General features: G+C 42.3%; 14 protein-coding genes, 1 tRNA gene and 1 pseudogene. 11 read left to right on the plus strand and 5 right to left on the minus strand.

Features of this window, described 5'->3' with window-relative positions; translation table 11 throughout:
• From ACE3PQ_RS10660 to htpG, 10 genes and pseudogenes are all read left to right on the plus strand, one after another.
• Window positions 1-113: pseudogene (locus tag ACE3PQ_RS10660) on the plus strand (elongation factor Tu); the annotation flags it as partial.
• 58 nt (window positions 114-171) lie between these two features.
• Window positions 172-247 (plus strand) — tRNA-Trp (locus tag ACE3PQ_RS10665).
• Window positions 248-780: 533 nt separating this feature from the next.
• Complete coding sequence (locus ACE3PQ_RS10670; protein ID WP_374297668.1) at window positions 781-2,742, plus strand: BCCT family transporter; 1,962 nt, start codon at window positions 781-783, stop codon at window positions 2,740-2,742.
• 259 nt (window positions 2,743-3,001) lie between these two features.
• Complete coding sequence (locus tag ACE3PQ_RS10675; protein WP_374297670.1) at window positions 3,002-3,658, plus strand: TrkA family potassium uptake protein; 657 nt, start codon at window positions 3,002-3,004, stop codon at window positions 3,656-3,658.
• A 33-nt stretch (window positions 3,659-3,691) separates the two neighbouring features.
• Window positions 3,692-5,029, plus strand: a complete 1,338-nt coding sequence (locus tag ACE3PQ_RS10680) for a TrkH family potassium uptake protein (protein ID WP_374297672.1) — start codon at window positions 3,692-3,694, stop codon at window positions 5,027-5,029.
• A 252-nt stretch (window positions 5,030-5,281) separates the two neighbouring features.
• The gene (locus ACE3PQ_RS10685) at window positions 5,282-5,827 is read left to right on the plus strand and encodes a nucleotide exchange factor GrpE (protein ID WP_374297674.1); all 546 of its coding nucleotides are present in this window, start codon (window positions 5,282-5,284) and stop codon (window positions 5,825-5,827) included.
• Between the two features lie 166 nt (window positions 5,828-5,993).
• Window positions 5,994-7,943 carry a molecular chaperone DnaK gene (gene dnaK / locus ACE3PQ_RS10690; protein WP_374297677.1) on the plus strand — a complete coding sequence of 650 codons (1,950 nt, stop codon included), beginning with the start codon at window positions 5,994-5,996 and terminating at the stop codon, window positions 7,941-7,943.
• Window positions 7,944-8,110: 167 nt separating this feature from the next.
• Window positions 8,111-8,341, plus strand: a complete 231-nt coding sequence (gene vapB, locus ACE3PQ_RS10695; protein ID WP_298891941.1) for a type II toxin-antitoxin system VapB family antitoxin — start codon at window positions 8,111-8,113, stop codon at window positions 8,339-8,341.
• Window positions 8,342-8,352: 11 nt separating this feature from the next.
• A complete protein-coding gene (gene vapC, locus ACE3PQ_RS10700; protein WP_374297679.1) occupies window positions 8,353-8,742 on the plus strand; it encodes a tRNA(fMet)-specific endonuclease VapC in 390 nt (129 codons plus the stop codon).
• Window positions 8,743-8,924: 182 nt separating this feature from the next.
• Window positions 8,925-10,850 (plus strand): molecular chaperone HtpG, encoded by a 1,926-nt coding sequence (gene htpG, locus ACE3PQ_RS10705; protein ID WP_374297681.1) that lies wholly within the window; start codon window positions 8,925-8,927, stop codon window positions 10,848-10,850.
• A 140-nt stretch (window positions 10,851-10,990) separates the two neighbouring features.
• Here the strand turns inward: htpG and ACE3PQ_RS10710 are convergent, their stop codons facing one another.
• From ACE3PQ_RS10710 to gshA, 5 genes are all read right to left on the minus strand, one after another.
• Window positions 10,991-11,515: a hypothetical protein gene (locus ACE3PQ_RS10710; RefSeq protein WP_374297683.1), complete on the minus strand. Its 525-nt coding sequence runs from the start codon at window positions 11,513-11,515 to the stop codon at window positions 10,991-10,993.
• Between the two features lie 770 nt (window positions 11,516-12,285).
• Window positions 12,286-13,599 (minus strand): DUF445 domain-containing protein, encoded by a 1,314-nt coding sequence (locus tag ACE3PQ_RS10715; RefSeq protein WP_374297685.1) that lies wholly within the window; start codon window positions 13,597-13,599, stop codon window positions 12,286-12,288.
• Window positions 13,600-13,624: 25 nt separating this feature from the next.
• Entirely contained in the window at window positions 13,625-14,230 is a 606-nt protein-coding gene (locus ACE3PQ_RS10720; RefSeq protein ID WP_374297687.1) for a hypothetical protein, read from the minus strand.
• Between the two features lie 125 nt (window positions 14,231-14,355).
• Window positions 14,356-14,850 carry a disulfide bond formation protein B gene (locus tag ACE3PQ_RS10725; protein WP_374297689.1) on the minus strand — a complete coding sequence of 165 codons (495 nt, stop codon included), beginning with the start codon at window positions 14,848-14,850 and terminating at the stop codon, window positions 14,356-14,358.
• Window positions 14,829-16,463: a glutamate--cysteine ligase gene (gene gshA / locus ACE3PQ_RS10730; protein WP_374297692.1), complete on the minus strand. Its 1,635-nt coding sequence runs from the start codon at window positions 16,461-16,463 to the stop codon at window positions 14,829-14,831. Before gshA ends, ACE3PQ_RS10725 begins: the two co-directional genes overlap by 22 nt.
• 208 nt (window positions 16,464-16,671) lie before the next feature.
• Here gshA and ACE3PQ_RS10735 point away from each other — a divergent pair, with 208 nt between their 5' ends.
• Window positions 16,672-17,211 (plus strand): DUF924 family protein, encoded by a 540-nt coding sequence (locus ACE3PQ_RS10735; RefSeq protein ID WP_374297695.1) that lies wholly within the window; start codon window positions 16,672-16,674, stop codon window positions 17,209-17,211.
• The last annotated feature ends 26 nt before the right edge of the window (window positions 17,212-17,237 follow it).

The raw sequence follows: 17,237 nt of genomic DNA on the forward strand, positions 1-17,237 counted from the left end.
AGATGTCAGTAGAATTGATCCACCCGATTGCGATGGATCCAGGTCTACGTTTTGCGATCCGTGAAGGCGGTCGTACAGTAGGTGCTGGTGTTGTTGCGAAAGTAACTGCATAAGTCACTGCTGTGATCTAAAGATATTTCAGGTCGGAAATGCGTTTCCGATCTGCTTTATAGGTCAGTAGTTCAATTGGTAGAGCGTCGGTCTCCAAAACCGAATGTTGGGGGTTCGAGTCCCTCCTGACCTGCCAAATATAATAACTAAGGTATTGATTTAAAAATTCTACTTAAAAAAATTCTTGTCACAATGCTCATTAATATCTTCATATCATTACAACGTTATAAATAGCTATTCGTTTTCATTATTTGACTATAATTTCATCCTTTTTTTGAGGCGCTACGTTGTTTCTTATTCATACTGCTTATTATAAATTTCACAACTGATTCAAATGGATGCTTTACAGCATCAAGAAAGGTTTGTTTATGCTAAAAGTAAGTTACATCATTTACGGTTGAAGGATTAGAGATCCGTGAATGAGTAACTAAGCTATTTTATAATCTATAAACCTGATGTTTAGATCAAGGATAATCGAAATGGGCGATAACAGTTCAATAACAGCAAGATATTTAATGTTGAATTAATATAAAGACTTATACATTTACTTTAAATGAAATATATAGTTTTGATCATTTTTTGAATCATTGTGTTGATTGAGAGGATGATCATTTCGGCTACGAATTATTTCATTTCACGTCTTATTACAGATTTACGACTGGGGGAAATATGTCTTCCAAAGCACCTTCTTGGTTTGCCAATGTCAATCCAAATGTGTTTTTTAGCACGGTGATCGTGATTGCGATTTTTATGGGATTGGTGCTACTGACACCTGATGCGTTTGATCTCATCACACAACGATTAAATACATGGATTACCACATCGTTTAGTTGGTTCTATGTGCTTTCTGTGGCGATATTCTTATTGTTATTGGCTTATTTTGCACTGTCTGATGCAGGGAAAATCAAACTAGGTCCTGACCACAGCCAACCTGAATATAGCAATAAATCATGGTTTGCCATGCTCTTTACCGCAGGTATGGGGATTGGCTTGATGTTTTTTGGTGTGGCAGAGCCGATCATGCACTATGCCAGTCCGCCAACAGGTGATCCTGAAACGATTGATTCTGCTCGGCAGGCGATGCGAGTTACCTTTTTCCACTGGGGTTTACATGCTTGGGGCATCTATGCTTTGGTGGGTTTGTCATTGGCTTATTTTGCGTATCGACATAATTTACCGCTCAAAGTTCGCTCTGCACTCTACCCCATGATTGGTCAGAAGATTCATGGTCCGATCGGAGATGGCGTGGATACTTTTGCTACGATTGGTACCGTATTTGGTGTGGCGACAACGCTTGGCTTTGGCGTGACACAGATCAACTCGGGGATGAATTATCTTTTTGGTATTGAAACCTCGACGACAGCTCAAGTAAGGCTGATTATCATCGTTAGTATGATGGCATCTGTATCTGTGGTTTTAGGTGTGGACAAAGGCATCAAACGCTTATCAGAATTGAATTTGATTTTAGTGATCAGTTTATTGCTTTTTGTGTTCTTCGCAGGTCCGACGATTTATCTATTGCAGACCACTTTGCAAAACGTCGGTGATTACCTCAGTAATCTATTTAGCATGACTTTTAATCTGTATGCCTATCAGCCGAATGGTTGGATTGGTGGTTGGACGATCATGTATTGGGCGTGGTGGATTTCGTGGTCGCCATTTGTAGGGATGTTTATTGCGCGTGTGTCCAAAGGGCGTAGCGTGCGTGAGTTCATCGTTGGTGTGATGCTGATTCCAACTGGTTTTACATTGATTTGGATGGGCTTTATGGGGAATGCAGGATTGTATAATATCCTGCACAAAGGTCAGCAAAGCTTATTGACAGCGACACAGCAAGACTCATCAATGGCGCTATTTGAATTCTTATCCATGATGCCTTTGGGTGGCGTGTTCCAAGTCGTGGCGACCGTGTTGATCATTTTATTCTTTGTCACTTCGGCAGATTCGGGTGCGCTGGTGATGGATTATCTGACAGCGAAATCTGATAACTCACCGATATGGCAACGTCTGTTTTGGACTGCACTGGTGGCGTTTTTGGCGATTGTTTTGTTGCTTGCAGGTGGGCTTAAAGCCTTGCAATCGGCAACGATCATGAGTGCCTTGCCATTTACCGTGATTATGCTTTTGATCTGTATTGGATTGATCAAAGCCTTAAAGGTTGATGTGACACGTATGCATGCCTTGCAAGATGCACGGACTACACCGTATGCGCTGAAAAATCCACGCAGTTGGGAACAGCGTTTGGGCTTGATCATGCATTATCCACATAGCCAAGTGCAAGTTGAGCAGTTCATTCAAACCACGGTGAAGCAAGCTTTTGATTATATGGATAAAGAGTTTGGCAGTCGTAATCTTGAAGTGGAAATCAGCCAAGTAGACGGTGGATTGCAAATTAGCGTAGATCATCGTAAAGAGATTAACTTTATCTACCAAGTCGTTGCGCAATCGACTACACCACCAAGCTTTTTGACGGAAGAAAGCAAAAACGAAGTGGAATATTACCAAGCGGAAGTGTTCTTACGTGCAGGCGGTCAGGGCTATGATGTGATGGAGTGGACAGTGGACGATTTGCTTCAAGACATTATTGACCAATATGAACGTCATCTGCATTTCTTGAGTGTCGTGCGTTGATCTTGTCACGTTAAAATCTCACTATGTTTAAAAAGCCATTCGAGCCATCGGGTGGCTTTTTCATATGAACGATAATTTTTAAGCAGCGAAAAATCGAAAATTAGAAAAATCCAATGGTGAAAAACCGTTACGGCAATGAATCTAGTACAAATTCTTGCGTTGGGTAAATAGGGTTAGTTGATTGGATGTGCTATATTTTTCTCAAAAATACGTGCGCTTGAACGTTGAGCGATAATACATATAACACAGGTGGTATTTCATGGCGCAATTTGCAGTGATTGGATTGGGTAGCTTTGGCGCAACGGTTGCAACCGAGCTTGCCGCACTCAAGCATGATGTGATTGGCATTGATTTGGTCAAAAAGAATGTTGAAAATATTTCCGAAAAGCTAACGCATGCGGTGATCGCTGATGCCACCGATGAAACCGTACTGAAAGAGCTGAATATTCAAAGTAGTGATGCAGTGGTGGTCGCTATTGGTGAAGACATTGAAGCCAGTATTCTGTGTGTTTTGCACCTAAAAAATATGGGCGTAGAAAATATCTTGGCAAAAGCCAAAACCAATGCCCATCATATGATTCTATCGCATTTTAATATTAAAAAAATCATTCACCCTGAAGAGGATATGGGGGTGCGTGTGGCGCAAGCCTTGAACTATCCGTGGGTCAGTCGCTATATGTCGCTTGGTGATGATCATTACATCGTCAAAGTGGTGATTCCGCTACATTTACGTGGTGTGAACTTACTTGGGCTGATTAACAAGGCTAATGACATTACCATTGTCCTGCTGAAACGAAAGCAACAGGTGGTCTGTAACATAGATTCTGAGCTCACCTTAGAATTGAATGATATTTTGGTTTTGGAAGGGCCGTTAAAAGAGTTGAAAAAGCTCTCAAACCGATTCTTACAAGCCTAAAAACGACTTCAAAAAATCTCACAGTATCATTTTATGAACGCACTTAACCTGAAAAATAAAATCGTCAATCTCAGCCCGCCAAGCATGTTGGCACTGGGATTTTTGAGTTTTATTGTGATGGGGACGATTTTGTTGATGTTGCCTGTGTCGCATCATGGCGATTTGTCGTTGATGACCGCATTTTTTACGGCGACTTCAGCCGTGACCATTACAGGGTTGTCTGTGGTTTCTATCAATGAAACCTATACTGTGTTTGGTCAGTTGATGATCTTGCTGATGATTCAAGCGGGTGGCTTAGGGTTTATTACCTTTGCGATCTTGGCGGCACTCAGTCTGTCACCCAAGATCGGCCTGAAACAGCAAATCTTTGCGCAAAGCGCTTTAGGGCAAACCAGTCTACACAATGTCACTTTTGTTGCCAAAGGCGTTTTGATCTATACGCTATTTTTTGAATTGATTGGGTTTATCTTTTTACTGGTGGCGTGGTATCCACAGTTTGGTTTAACGCATAGTGCTTATTACGCATTGTTTTATAGTGTGTCTGCTTTTAACAACGCAGGATTTACCTTATTTGATAATAGCTTGATGGAGTTTCAGAACAACTTTTTGCTCTGCATGACGGTCAGTACCCTGTACATCTTGGGAGGAATTGGTTTTGTAGTATTTATGGACATCAAGCAAGCGAAGGTGTGGCGTAAGCTCAACATTAATTCAAAAGTCATTTTGTCCAGTGTGTTGATTATTAACCTCGTTGCTTTCGTTTTACTTTGGGCATTAGAAGCCAACAATCCAAATACCATCGGCAATATGAATACCGCACAACAAGCCACCCATGCGTGGTTTCAGGCGACTGTGCCAAGATCATCAGGCTTTAATAGTGTCGATACTGCGTCGATGACTAATGCCTCAACCTTTCTCATGATGCTACTCATGTTCATTGGTGGAGGCTCGCTGAGTACCGCAGGCGGGATCAAAGTTGGGACATTTGTGATTTTACTGCTGAGCGTGATTTCATTTTTACGTCGTAATAATGAAACCAGTGTCTTTAAGCGTTCGATCTCTCACGAGCTGACCTTTAAAGCATTGGCGGTGACACTGATTACCTGTTTTTTCATTATTTTTGGTATGTTTTTATTGCTTATCTTTGAGCCAGAAATGGAATTTATCGACGTGGTATTTGAGGTGTTGTCGGCGGCATGTACAGTCGGTTTGTCTCGAGGTATCACATCGCAGTTGCATGACGGAAGTTTGCTCACTTTGATTTTCTTAATGTATGCAGGGCGACTTGGACCGTTGACTTTGGTTTATCTGATTGCGACACCGAAGAAAAGTCGTGTGCAATATCCATCTGCCGATATTCAGATTGGTTGATTTGTCTGCTTTATAAATTTGCGAATGCTGAAAAATCAGCATTCGCATGATCAAAATTGACTTTAATTCCAAAAAAATCATAAAAATTCAGCTTTCAAGCAGTCTCTTTGCTTGAATTTCACCTGCCTAGCCCATACTCATCAAGCAATCGTTATTTTATTTTTAGATGAACACTGCAGTTTCGCATCATGTTTGATCGCAACAGCGCTTCGAGGACTGCATATGTTTGACTTTTTTAAACGGAGAACATCAATGGCAACTGAGCACAATGAGCAAGCTCAAGATCAGACTGTAGCTCAAGAACAAGATCTTGAAAATACAGAAACCAATGAAAATAATGAAGAAGTGACGGTAGAAGATTTACAAGCGCAAATTGGCAAATTGGCAGAAAGCCTCAAGCTGGAAAAAGCCCGTGCTGCCAATGCGATCTATGAGTCTGAAAAAGTCAAAGAACGCCTTGAGCGTGAAGCCGATTCAGCGAAAAAGTTTGCTTTAGAAAAATTTGCCAAAGGCTTACTTGAGTCGGTGGACAACCTTGAGCGTGCCATCCAAGCCGCAGGTGAGGAAAAAACCCCACTGCTCGAAGGTGTCGAGCTGACTTTGAAATCGCTACTCAGCACCTTAGAAAAGCATGAGATTGCAGCGGTCGATGTCAACAATGGCTTTAATGCAGACCTACATCAAGCGGTCGGTATTGACCCAAATGCCAAAGCGGGCGAAATCGGTAATGTGTTGCAAAAAGGCTATACCCTATCAGGTCGATTACTCCGTCCTGCAATGGTTACAGTCGGTCAGTAAGTAGAATTAACGAGTGCATTTGTAGAAATTTTTTAGCACATTGACTTGAAAAAAAAACAAATGCTCTCATATCGGATAACAAGAAAATCCCTTTTCGAAGCATCGCTTCTCATCCCCTCTAGTAAAGGGGAAAAGAGGGATTCAAAATTATTGAGGAACAAATCAAATGGCTAAAATTATCGGTATTGACTTAGGTACAACCAACTCATGTGTTGCGGTACTTGAAGGCGATAAAGTCAAAGTAATTGAAAACGCTGAAGGCGCACGCACCACGCCATCTATCATCGCTTATAAAGACGGCGAAATCTTGGTCGGTCAATCTGCAAAACGTCAAGCAGTGACTAACCCGAAAAACACATTATTCGCCATCAAGCGTTTGATCGGTCGTCGTTATGAAGATCAAGCGGTACAAAAAGACATCGGTCTTGTGCCTTACAAAATCATCAAAGCAGACAATGGCGATGCTTGGGTGGATGTGAACGACAAAAAACTTGCACCACAACAAGTTTCTGCTGAAATCTTGAAAAAGATGAAAAAAACAGCGGAAGACTATCTTGGTGAAACCGTCACAGAAGCAGTCGTGACTGTACCTGCATACTTCAACGATGCACAGCGTCAAGCGACCAAAGATGCGGGTAAAATCGCAGGGTTAGACGTAAAACGTATCATTAACGAGCCAACTGCTGCGGCACTTGCGTTCGGTATGGATAAGAAAGAAGGCGACCGTAAAGTTGCAGTCTATGACTTGGGTGGTGGTACTTTTGACGTATCTATCATCGAAATCGCTGACCTTGATGGCGACCAACAGATCGAAGTATTGTCTACTAATGGTGATACATTCCTCGGTGGTGAAGACTTCGATAACGCATTGATCGAATACTTGGTTGAAGAATTCAAGAAAGATCAAAGCGTCAATCTGAAAAATGATCCATTGGCATTACAACGTCTCAAAGAAGCGGCGGAAAAGGCAAAAATCGAATTGTCTTCTTCGACTTCGACTGAGATCAACTTGCCATACATCACTGCGGATGCGTCTGGTCCAAAACATTTGGTGATCAATGTGACTCGTGCAAAACTTGAAAGTTTAGTTGCTGATTTGGTTGAACGTACGATTGAGCCTTGCCGTATTGCACTCAAAGATGCTGGTCTATCCTCTTCAGAAATCTCTGATGTGATCTTGGTTGGTGGTCAATCTCGTATGCCACTTGTACAACAAAAAGTACAAGAATTCTTCGGTAAAGAGCCACGTAAAGACGTGAACCCTGACGAAGCAGTTGCGATTGGTGCAGCGATTCAAGGTGCGGTATTGTCTGGTGACAAAACTGACGTACTTTTATTAGACGTAACGCCATTGACACTCGGTATCGAAACGATGGGCGGTGTGTTGACACCAATCATTGAGAAAAACACCACGATTCCTGCGAAGAAATCTCAAGTGTTCTCAACAGCAGCGGACAACCAACCTGCGGTAGACATCTCTGTCTATCAAGGTGAGCGTAAGATGGCACAACAAAACAAATTGTTGGGCAACTTCCAGCTCGGTGATATTCCACCTGCGCCACGTGGTGTACCGCAAATCGAAGTATCATTTGACATCAATGCCGATGGTATCTTGAAAGTGTCTGCTAAAGACAAGAGCACTGGTAAAGAGCAATCAATCCAGATCAAAGCTAACTCTGGTTTGTCTGATGCTGAGATCGAAGCAATGATCAAAGATGCTGAGGCGAATGCTGAGGAAGATCGCAAGTTTGAAGAATTGGCAAAAGCACGTAACGAAGCGGATGCCTTGATCTCAAGCGCACAAAAAGCGGTGAAAGACCTCGGCGAGCAAGTGACTGATGAAGAAAAAACAGCAGTCGAAACCGCAGTGTCTGAGCTTGAAGCAGCGACTAAAGAAAATGATGCGGACGAGATCAAAGCGAAAACTGAAGCACTACAAAACATCTTGATGCCGATCACGCAACGTGCGTATGAACAAGCGCAAGGTGCAGCAGGCGGTGCGGGTGCGCAGGACTTCGATCCTAATGCATTCAACCAACAAGCTGGTGGTTCGCAAAAAGCCGATGATGGTGTGGTAGATGCTGAGTTCACTGAAGTGAATGACGACAAGAAATAATCATCCTTTTATTCCCCCTTTTCAAGGGGGATGCTAGGGGGATATAAAAAACGCTCACAATGTGGGCGTTTTTTTATGCAAATTTTTCAAGATAGAAATTAGATATTGCATATGTATTGGTATATACTCTATGTATATTGCACAGTATTTAAGAAGAGGAGCTTATTATGACAATAACATCCATTTTTATGAACAACCGCACCCAAGCCGTTCGACTGCCTGCGACATTACGTTTTACTTCAGAGGTTAAAAATGTCTATGTACGAAAAATTGGTGTGGAACGGGTGATTAGTCCTGTGGATCAAGTGTGGGATAGTTTTTTTATGGATAAAAACTTAAAAGTAACGGATGATTTTGAACGTGGCGAGCAAATCGAAAGTATCCGAGAGTCATTTTGATGCTGAAATATATGCTCGATACCAACATAGCCATCTATGTGATTAAACACAAGCCTGAACAGGTGCGTGAACGATTTAATGCGGTCGCAACGCTGATTTGTGTCAGCAGTATCACCGTTGCAGAATTAGTCTACGGTGCGGAAAATAGTGCCAATCCTACGCATAACTTGATGGTGGTAGAGAACTTTTTGTCTCGCTTACAGGTATTGGATTATGATGCAGAAGCGGCGATGCAGTGTGGCAATATCAAAGCCTATTTACGTAAGCAAGGACAACTTATCAGTGATAATGATCTGCACATTGCAGGGCATGCGAGAAGTAAGGGTTTGGTCGTGGTGACCAATAATCTAAAAGAATTTGAACGTGTACCTGCACTGCAACTTGAAAATTGGGTGCATTAATTAGGGCTATCCTCATCATGCCAAGCCTTTACCAGCCATTATTTTCTAAGCAGAATTAAGAACACTAAAATTCTTGCGATTAAACCTAAAAATCCTACGCCAACCCTATTGAAAAACCACCCGACCATCGCCATTGATGACTCATTCATATTTTTTAAAGTAAAAAACGAAGGAGTTCATCAATGAGCGAGCAAAATGCCTCACAAAAACTTAGCTTCCAAGCCGAAGTTGCACAACTACTGCATTTAGTCACGCATTCTTTGTATTCCAATCCAGAAATCTTCCTGCGTGAATTGATTTCCAATGCCTCAGATGCCTGCGACAAATTGCGCTTTGAAGGCATCAATCATCCTGAATATTATGAAGATGCGCCTGACCTCCGTGTTCGTGTCAGCCTTGATAAAGACAACAGAACCATCACCATCTCGGACAATGGGATTGGTCTCTCCGAGCAAGAAGCCATTGACAACCTCGGTACGATCGCAAAATCAGGCACCAAAGACTTCATGTCGAAGCTCACAGGCGACCAAAAGTCAGATGCACAGCTCATCGGTCAGTTTGGTGTCGGCTTTTATTCAGGCTTTATCGTTGCCGATAAAATCACCGTAGAATCTCGTCGTGCAGGTGCACCAAGCAGTGAAGGCGTGCGTTGGGTGAGCGGTGGTACAGGCGATTTTGAAGTGACGCAAATCGAAAAGGCAGGTCGTGGTACAGACATCATTTTGCACTTGCGTGATGATGCGCTCGACTATCTCGAAAGCTATAAAGTGAAGCAGATCATCAATAAATATTCTGATCACATCAGCTTGCCGATCGAAATGCAAAAAGAAGTATGGCAGGAAGAAGAAACTGCTGAGGGTGAAGAGCCGAGCAAAGGCGGTGAGATGGTCAAAACCGATGAATGGGAAGCGATCAACTCAGCCAGTGCGCTGTGGACTCGAAGTAAATCAGAAGTGACCGATGAGCAATATGTTGAGTTCTATAAAAACCTCAGCCACGCATTCGATGAGCCATTGGCTTGGTCGCATAACCGTGTTGAAGGCACCACTGAATATACGCAACTGCTGTATATCCCAAGCAAAGCACCGCACGATTTATTTACTCGTGAGTCAAAAGCAGGCATCAAACTCTATGTAAAGCGTGTGTTTATCATGGATGATGCGGACAATCTGATTCCGAATTATCTGCGTTTTGTACAAGGTGTGGTGGACAGTGCCGACTTACCGCTCAATGTCAGCCGTGAATTGCTACAAGAAAGTCGTGATGTCAAAACCATTCGTGAAGGTAATGCACGTCGTGTCTTGACCATGATTGATGGCTTGGCAAAATCAGACGATGAAAAAGACCAAGAAAAATTCAAAACGTTTTATGCTGAATTTGGTTCAGTGATCAAAGAAGGCTTGGGCGAAGACTTTGGTAATCGTGAACGTATCTTAAAACTTTTACGCTTTGCCACCTCGAATAATGACGAGATCAGCACTTCATTGGCAGACTACAAAGCCAATATGAAAGAAGGGCAAAAGGCGATTTACTACGTCACTGCGGATAGCTTAATCACTGCGAAGAACTCACCACAGCTTGAATTGTTCAAGAAAAAAGGTATTGAAGTCTTGCTCATGGCGGATCGTGTGGATGAATGGGCGATGAATTTCGTACATGAATTTGACGGTACACCAATGCAAAGCATTGCCAAAGGTGCAGTTGATTTGGGTGATCTACAAGATGCTGAGGAGAAGAAGGCGCTTGATGAAGCAACTGAAAAATTCAAACCTGTCGTGGAAAAACTCAGTGACTCATTGAAAGACAAAACTAAAGAAGTGCGCTTGACCAGTCGTTTGGTCGATTCGCCAGCTTGTTTAGTGACGGGTGATGGCGAGCTTTCTCCACAGTTAATCCGTATGCTTAAAGATGCAGGTCAAGCGGTGCCTGAAAGCAAACCAATCTTGGAAATCAATCCATCGCATCCATTGGTACAAAAGCTCGAAGGCAGTTCGCAGTTCGATGATTTAGCTAATGTGATTTTTGATCAAGCCTTGATCGCAGAAGGTGGGTTGCCTGATAATCCTGCAGAATATGTGAAACGTATCAATAGCTTATTGTTAAAATAAGCAACACCCATAATCTTTTAAGAGGATTGCAATACATCTCTCAAAGGAAAGTTCCTCCCCTGTGAGGGGAGGCTGGGTGGGGTGAAAAAGCAGTGTGATGAAGTCATGCTGCTTTTTTATTGCTTTGAAAAAAGAAGAGATTAATTCAGCGCTAAAAGTTCACTCAACGCTAGTTTTTGATCCATCGGTTGGATTTGATATGGCTTTTCTAATGATGGATTGCTTGGATAAGATTTCCCATCAAAAGAGAACTTCACCTGACCAACACCTTTACTATATACCGATAGATCAGACCAGCCATTTTGCTTAGTCGATAATTGATAAATCGGTGTGTCAGTCACTGTGGTTTTCGTGATTAAACTTAGACTATGATCATTTTTGGCATGATAAATCAACATCGTGCAACCACCCGAACCACACCACTCCTTGCCTTGCAATAGCACCACAGCATCTTTGATCTGATCGCCGTTGAGATCCCGCCATGCTTCGAGATAATCCGTTTTCCCATAAGTATGCTCGATCACGGTCGGTAGTAGATAGCGTGCTAATTCACGGTCTTTCGTCGCATCATCTTTCACCTCACTATCTTTCACAGTATTCGCCGATGTATTTTTAATTGGATTGGATGGTGTCGCTTGGGATTGATCTGTGGAAGATTTGTCCAAGGAATCTGGCTGATTGTTGATATAACTACATGCGATTATCGTGCTAGAAAGTAGCACCAAACTAAAAAATCGAATCATCATCAAACTGTAACCTAAATAATTTAAGCTATATTTTATAAGAACAATCTGCACTACCTGTCATAAACAATGAACAAAAACGTAAATACCGTGTAGAAGTAAAAATCTGAGCTACGTTGCTCTTGTAAGCAAATGCTTACGTGATGAAGTGCATTTGTCGTCTTTGCGCAAGTCCAATATTTTTCTATTATGACCTTATTGAGAGACGGGATGTTTCCAACGCAAAGTACAGGATGTACAGAGTTAGCAGGATGCGACTTAAGCCGAATTCAAAGTAACCTCGACAGGATGTCGGGGTTGTTTTCGTTTTGGGCTATGTAAAATTTATCCTTAAAAATATAACTGAGAATAATTGAGATTGAAAGTGCTAAATCGTTTGAGAAATAGCACTCTAAAAATAACCTGATTTCGATGAAATATGCCCTATAGTACTGAAAAAATAATGTTTTAGACAGAGGCTTGTAGTGTATGAGCATATGTCTGGATTAACCTTCGGTTCGACCTACTTTTCTTTCGGGAAAAGTAGGCAAAACCATTTGTCAGTCGCAAACTCGGTCATATACTAAAATCTATCCAACACCTTACAAAACGCCATTTTTCTAATATTGCCCTGCCCTCGAACAATGCGACTGAAGCTCTCACGAATCATATAGTTTTAACTCATCTTATGTCTAACTGAGATTTAAGAACACTTAAATAAAGTGCTCGACCAAAGCACGGAATATCCCCAAACATAGTCCAATAAAGGCACCAACCACCACGCCATTAACACGGATCATGTGTAGATCGCCACCGACTTCGGTTTCGATCTTGTCGATCATTTCGTGTGAATCCCACTCATGTATGCGCTCACTGATAAAGCGAATCACTTTGTCACTATAGTCGTTACTGAGCTGTACGGCGATTTGGCTAAAGCGTTGATTAAACACTTCACGGACGGCTTGATTGCGTTCGACATTTTGACCAAGTTGCATGATCACTGCATGAAGATTACTCGCAATACCTGAGTTTTCTTGCTCCAAATCTTGTTTGATCGCTTGGCAGAGGATCGCCACGGAACTACCGATAAAGTTGACTAATTGTGGGCTTTCGAGTAGTTGATTTTTACTGTCATCCAGCTGAATGCTAAGCTCACTGTCATTGTCTGCGAGTTGCTCCATGATACGACGCGCTTGTTCTTCCAACTGCATCCGCCACGGATGTTCAGGATTGCCTAGCATCTGTTCGACTTTTGAGATAAAGGCATTAATCGTACGCTGTTGCACGTCGATACCAATCCATGTCGCACCTTTGGCAAGTGTGCCGACACCAAGCTCATAAAATAGTTTTTCAGTGAGTTGGTAGGTGCGTTCAGGATTGTTACGTACCCAGTTGTGCGCCATATCCAAGCCACGTTGTAGCACCTCTTGATGAAAGTCATTGTCTAAGACGGCACGAAGCATTTCACTGAGTAGATGATTGAACTTGGTATTTTTTAACCATTGAATGCTGTTGTCTTGAATGAATTGACTGATTTGATGTTGTTCAACAAATTCAAAAATTTTCGGTACACCAAACTGCACCACATCGACGATTTTTTGACTATTTTGCTGTTGTTGTAGCCATTGTCCAACTGCAAGACTGAGATCAATTTTATTTAAACTATTTTGAACGACTGTAGGCGAGAGGAAATTCTCTTGGACAAACCGTCCAATTGATTCGGCAATACGTGCTTTATTTCGAGGAATGATCTCGGTGTGATCACGAAGCAGTTTTGGTAATGGGATTTTGCCAAATGGATTGCGAAATAGCACAGTGATGGCGTACCAATCGGCGAGTCCACCGACGACACCTGCTTCGGCAGAGAGCATCAAAATATGAATGAGCCAAACATAATCAGGAAAGATTTTTGCCAAGACCATCAGGATGATCCAACACACTACGGCAACAATTAAGGCGATGGTCGCCAGTTTTCTAGAACGATCTAGGCTTGGAACTTCAACCTCATCATGTGTGTAGTCTGTCATTGGCAATCCATCCTAAGCCATATTTTTATTGTGCGCCTTGTGTATTTTGTGGTGGTGTGGGTGTGATCACCGAACCGTCAGGGCGTAGTCCATATTTTTGACCAATGGCTTGCAGGATACGACGTGCATCGAACGCATCCGCAGGTGCCATATCGGTCTTGAACATTTGAATAGTATAGGCGACTTCAACAGGATCGACCTTGACCACATAAGGTGTGTCATAGAATGGATCATGCCAATATGGATGATAAAGTGGATCATAAAAACGGTCGTAAAATCCATATGATGAATAATACGGTCGGCTTGGATAAACGACGGTTTGACGCTGTTGTTGCTGTTGGTTCAAGCGATTGGTTGGGTCATCTATCACTTTAAACGAATCAAAACCTTGTTGAACGGTGACTTGTGCAGACTTGAGCAGTGCAACCTCTTCGGCATAACCAAATGACGCATCAGGATGGGTGCGGAAGCCGATACGGTAGCTATTTTGATTGAGCGGAATTTCTTGGAATTGACCGAGTTGGTTAAAGGTGCGAGGCTGTTTCGGCGTACTTGCACAACCGACCAGCGTTGCCAAAACAATAGAAATTGTTAAGCCTTGAATGATTTTAATCGGTTGAAATGATGACATGTCTTGATCTCCACACATATCATTCAGCTTAGCGGAAATTACCCATGATGAAAAATAAATTATGTTAAAAAAGCCACAGTTCAATCTAGAAATGTGGCTTTGCAAATATCACTAAAAAATGTCAATTAACGATACGGTCTAAACAATAACCATAAACTCAAAAGCAATAATACGCCAAAGAAAACCAACGACCAAAATGGTAAAGACTGACCTAAGAACGTCCAATCAATCACCGCACATTCACCAGAACCTGACAGCACTTGTTGTAGTACAGCCTGAAATGGCAACGCTTCGACTAAATAGTCTAAGCCAGGACCACAAGATGGCACTTGATCTGCGGGTAAATGTTGAAGCCAAACATGGCGAGCTGCAACACCCACTGACCAACCGATCGCAAGAGTCGAAAAAAGTCCATAAAAGCGTTTTACCCAGTTATTCATTGGATTGTGTAGTAAGGCAATCAGGCTAAATAGCCCCATGCCGATCAAGCCGACACGTTGAAATACGCAGAGTGGGCAAGGGTTTAAACCTTGTACATGCTCCAAAAACAAGGCAAAGGCAATGCCGATGATACTGCCTATAAAGAGTAAAGTATGACCTAAACGATAGCTGATACGCATGAATGTTGCTCCGCCGAACGACGATATGGTTTGAGATAATCCGCAAAGCTTGGTTGTGGTTGAGATTCGAGTTGTTGTTGTAATTGTAATGATTCGGTTGCATCTTGCTCAAAATGTTTGAGCGTTTCAGGGCTTAAATGATGTGATTGATAGAAGTCTTGATATTGCTTGGCGAGACTAGCACCAAATGCCCAAGTCCCACCTAGCTCACGAGTTTGCTCGAGCATCTGTGCAGAAATGGTTTTTGCAGGATCATTGCTACGTTCAAGCATGAGATTTAAAGCAGATTGATAGAGATTTTCCGAATCGGTCGATAACGCTTGATCGAGTGCTACAGCACAATATTGCATGGCGTGAAGTTGCTGTTGCATCCAAACTTGGAAGTTGATTGTGGTGTCAAGTTGTTCAATTTCTAGATTTGGTTCACGTCCACGCTCGACCACCAACGCTTGATTACGATCAAGCATGGCTTGTTCATTTTCGCTTATTTCTGGACTGTCATTCAGTAAGCAATACAGCGCCAAAGTTTCCAAGAAACTTGCACTCTCCGCATTAATCCCAATCGGGCTAAATGGATTGACATCGACAGCTCGCAGTTCGACATAGGCAACACCACGTGCTTGTAGGGCATCTGATGGGCTTTCACCTGCTTGAGGTGTCTGCTTTGGACGGATCACGCTGTAATATTCATTTTCGATTTGCAGTACATGATCATTGATCTGTACAGGATTGCCCTCAGTATCATCTAAGCCAAGCGCAGTAAATTCAGGATAGCTACATTGTGTCGCTTCACGAATTCCTTCAAGATAGCCTGTTAAGTTGTTGTAATGAATACCAAGTTGACGTTGTGCCGAGTTCTGATAGCCGAGTTTACCCATACGTAGCGCCGTGGCGTAGGGTAAGTACATTGTGCCTTTGATCAACTCTTGCAAATTGTGTTCACGACCAGTCACAAAACAACGGCAGACACTTGGACTTGCGCCAAGTGCATAAATCACCAGTGGAATATGACGTAAGAAGTTGCGAATCAAGCCAAAATAGCGATGGCTTCGATAGTCTTGTAGGCTGAGATTTTTTAAAGCTAAATCAGTCTCTTGTAATTGTAATGCTTCGAAGAGCTCATCGGGAAAAGACAGGTTGTAATGCACGCCTGAAATCGTCTGCATCCGACGACCATAACGTACTGCCAAACCTTTACGATATAGCGTTTTGAACTGCCCAAGATTGGACGAGCCATATTGTGCAATCGGAATATTTTCATCTTGACTATCGAGCATACATGGCATCGATAACGACCACAGACTTTCACCCTCAGGGAGATTTTGATAAGTAAAAGTATGAATATCTTTCAAAATACTCAATGTATTAGCAATACTTTTGGTCGGTGGTGTGATGAATTCAAGCAGTGCTTCTGAGTAATCTGTGGTGATAGATGGATGCGTCAGAGCAGCGCCCAGTGCCATCGGATGTGCCTGTTGCGAGAGGTAGCCATTGGCTTGCATGCGTAAACTTTCACGCTCAATACCTCGTTGCATGCCTTGTAATACATTCACATCGAATTTAGTGTTGATCATATCAATGGCGTGCTGTGCGGTATGTGATGGTGTTGACATAAAGATCTCAAAGGCAACTGGCGAATCAGCATTGTATTATAGCCGAAATCACTGATATGAAGAAAACCGTATTCTGTACGGTTCATTCAATAACGTTAAAATATTGCATCAGTTTTTAACACAAAGGCATAAGATAAAACAGCGTAAATTTGTGATGATGGATGACCTATTCAACGTATGCAAAATCATGTGCAAAGGAAGTTAAACAATGCAAGCACAGCACGTCTTAGATTTTTGGTTTGATGAAGCACACCAGCCATTTTGGTTTGAAAAGTCAGATGCTTTTGATCAACAAATCCATGAGCAATTTGCCAATACACATCAACGTGCCAAACAAGGCGAGCTATGGGGATGGCGTAGTTGTGTAGAAGGGCGCTTGGCAGAGATCATCGTACTTGATCAGTTTTCACGCAATCTGTTTCGTGAACATCCTGATGCCTTTGCGCAAGATGCAATGGCATTGGCACTCGCTCAAGAAGCGGTTGCGTTACAGTTAGATCAGCAGCTCGACCCAGTGCAACGTAAGTTTCTATACATGCCATTTATGCATAGTGAGTCGGCGTATGTACATGAGTTTGGCTATAAGCTTTTCCAACGATTGGGTGATGATGTGACGCTCGATTTTGAGAAGCGTCACAAAGTGATTGTGGATCGTTTTGGACGTTATCCACATCGCAATGAGATATTACAACGTGAATCGACGATAGCAGAATTAGAATTTTTACAACAACCAAATAGCCGATTCTAATGATCAACTATTTATTATATTTAGAT

It is taken from the genome of Acinetobacter sp., assembly GCF_041911495.1.
Taxonomy (GTDB): Bacteria; Pseudomonadota; Gammaproteobacteria; order Pseudomonadales; family Moraxellaceae; genus Acinetobacter.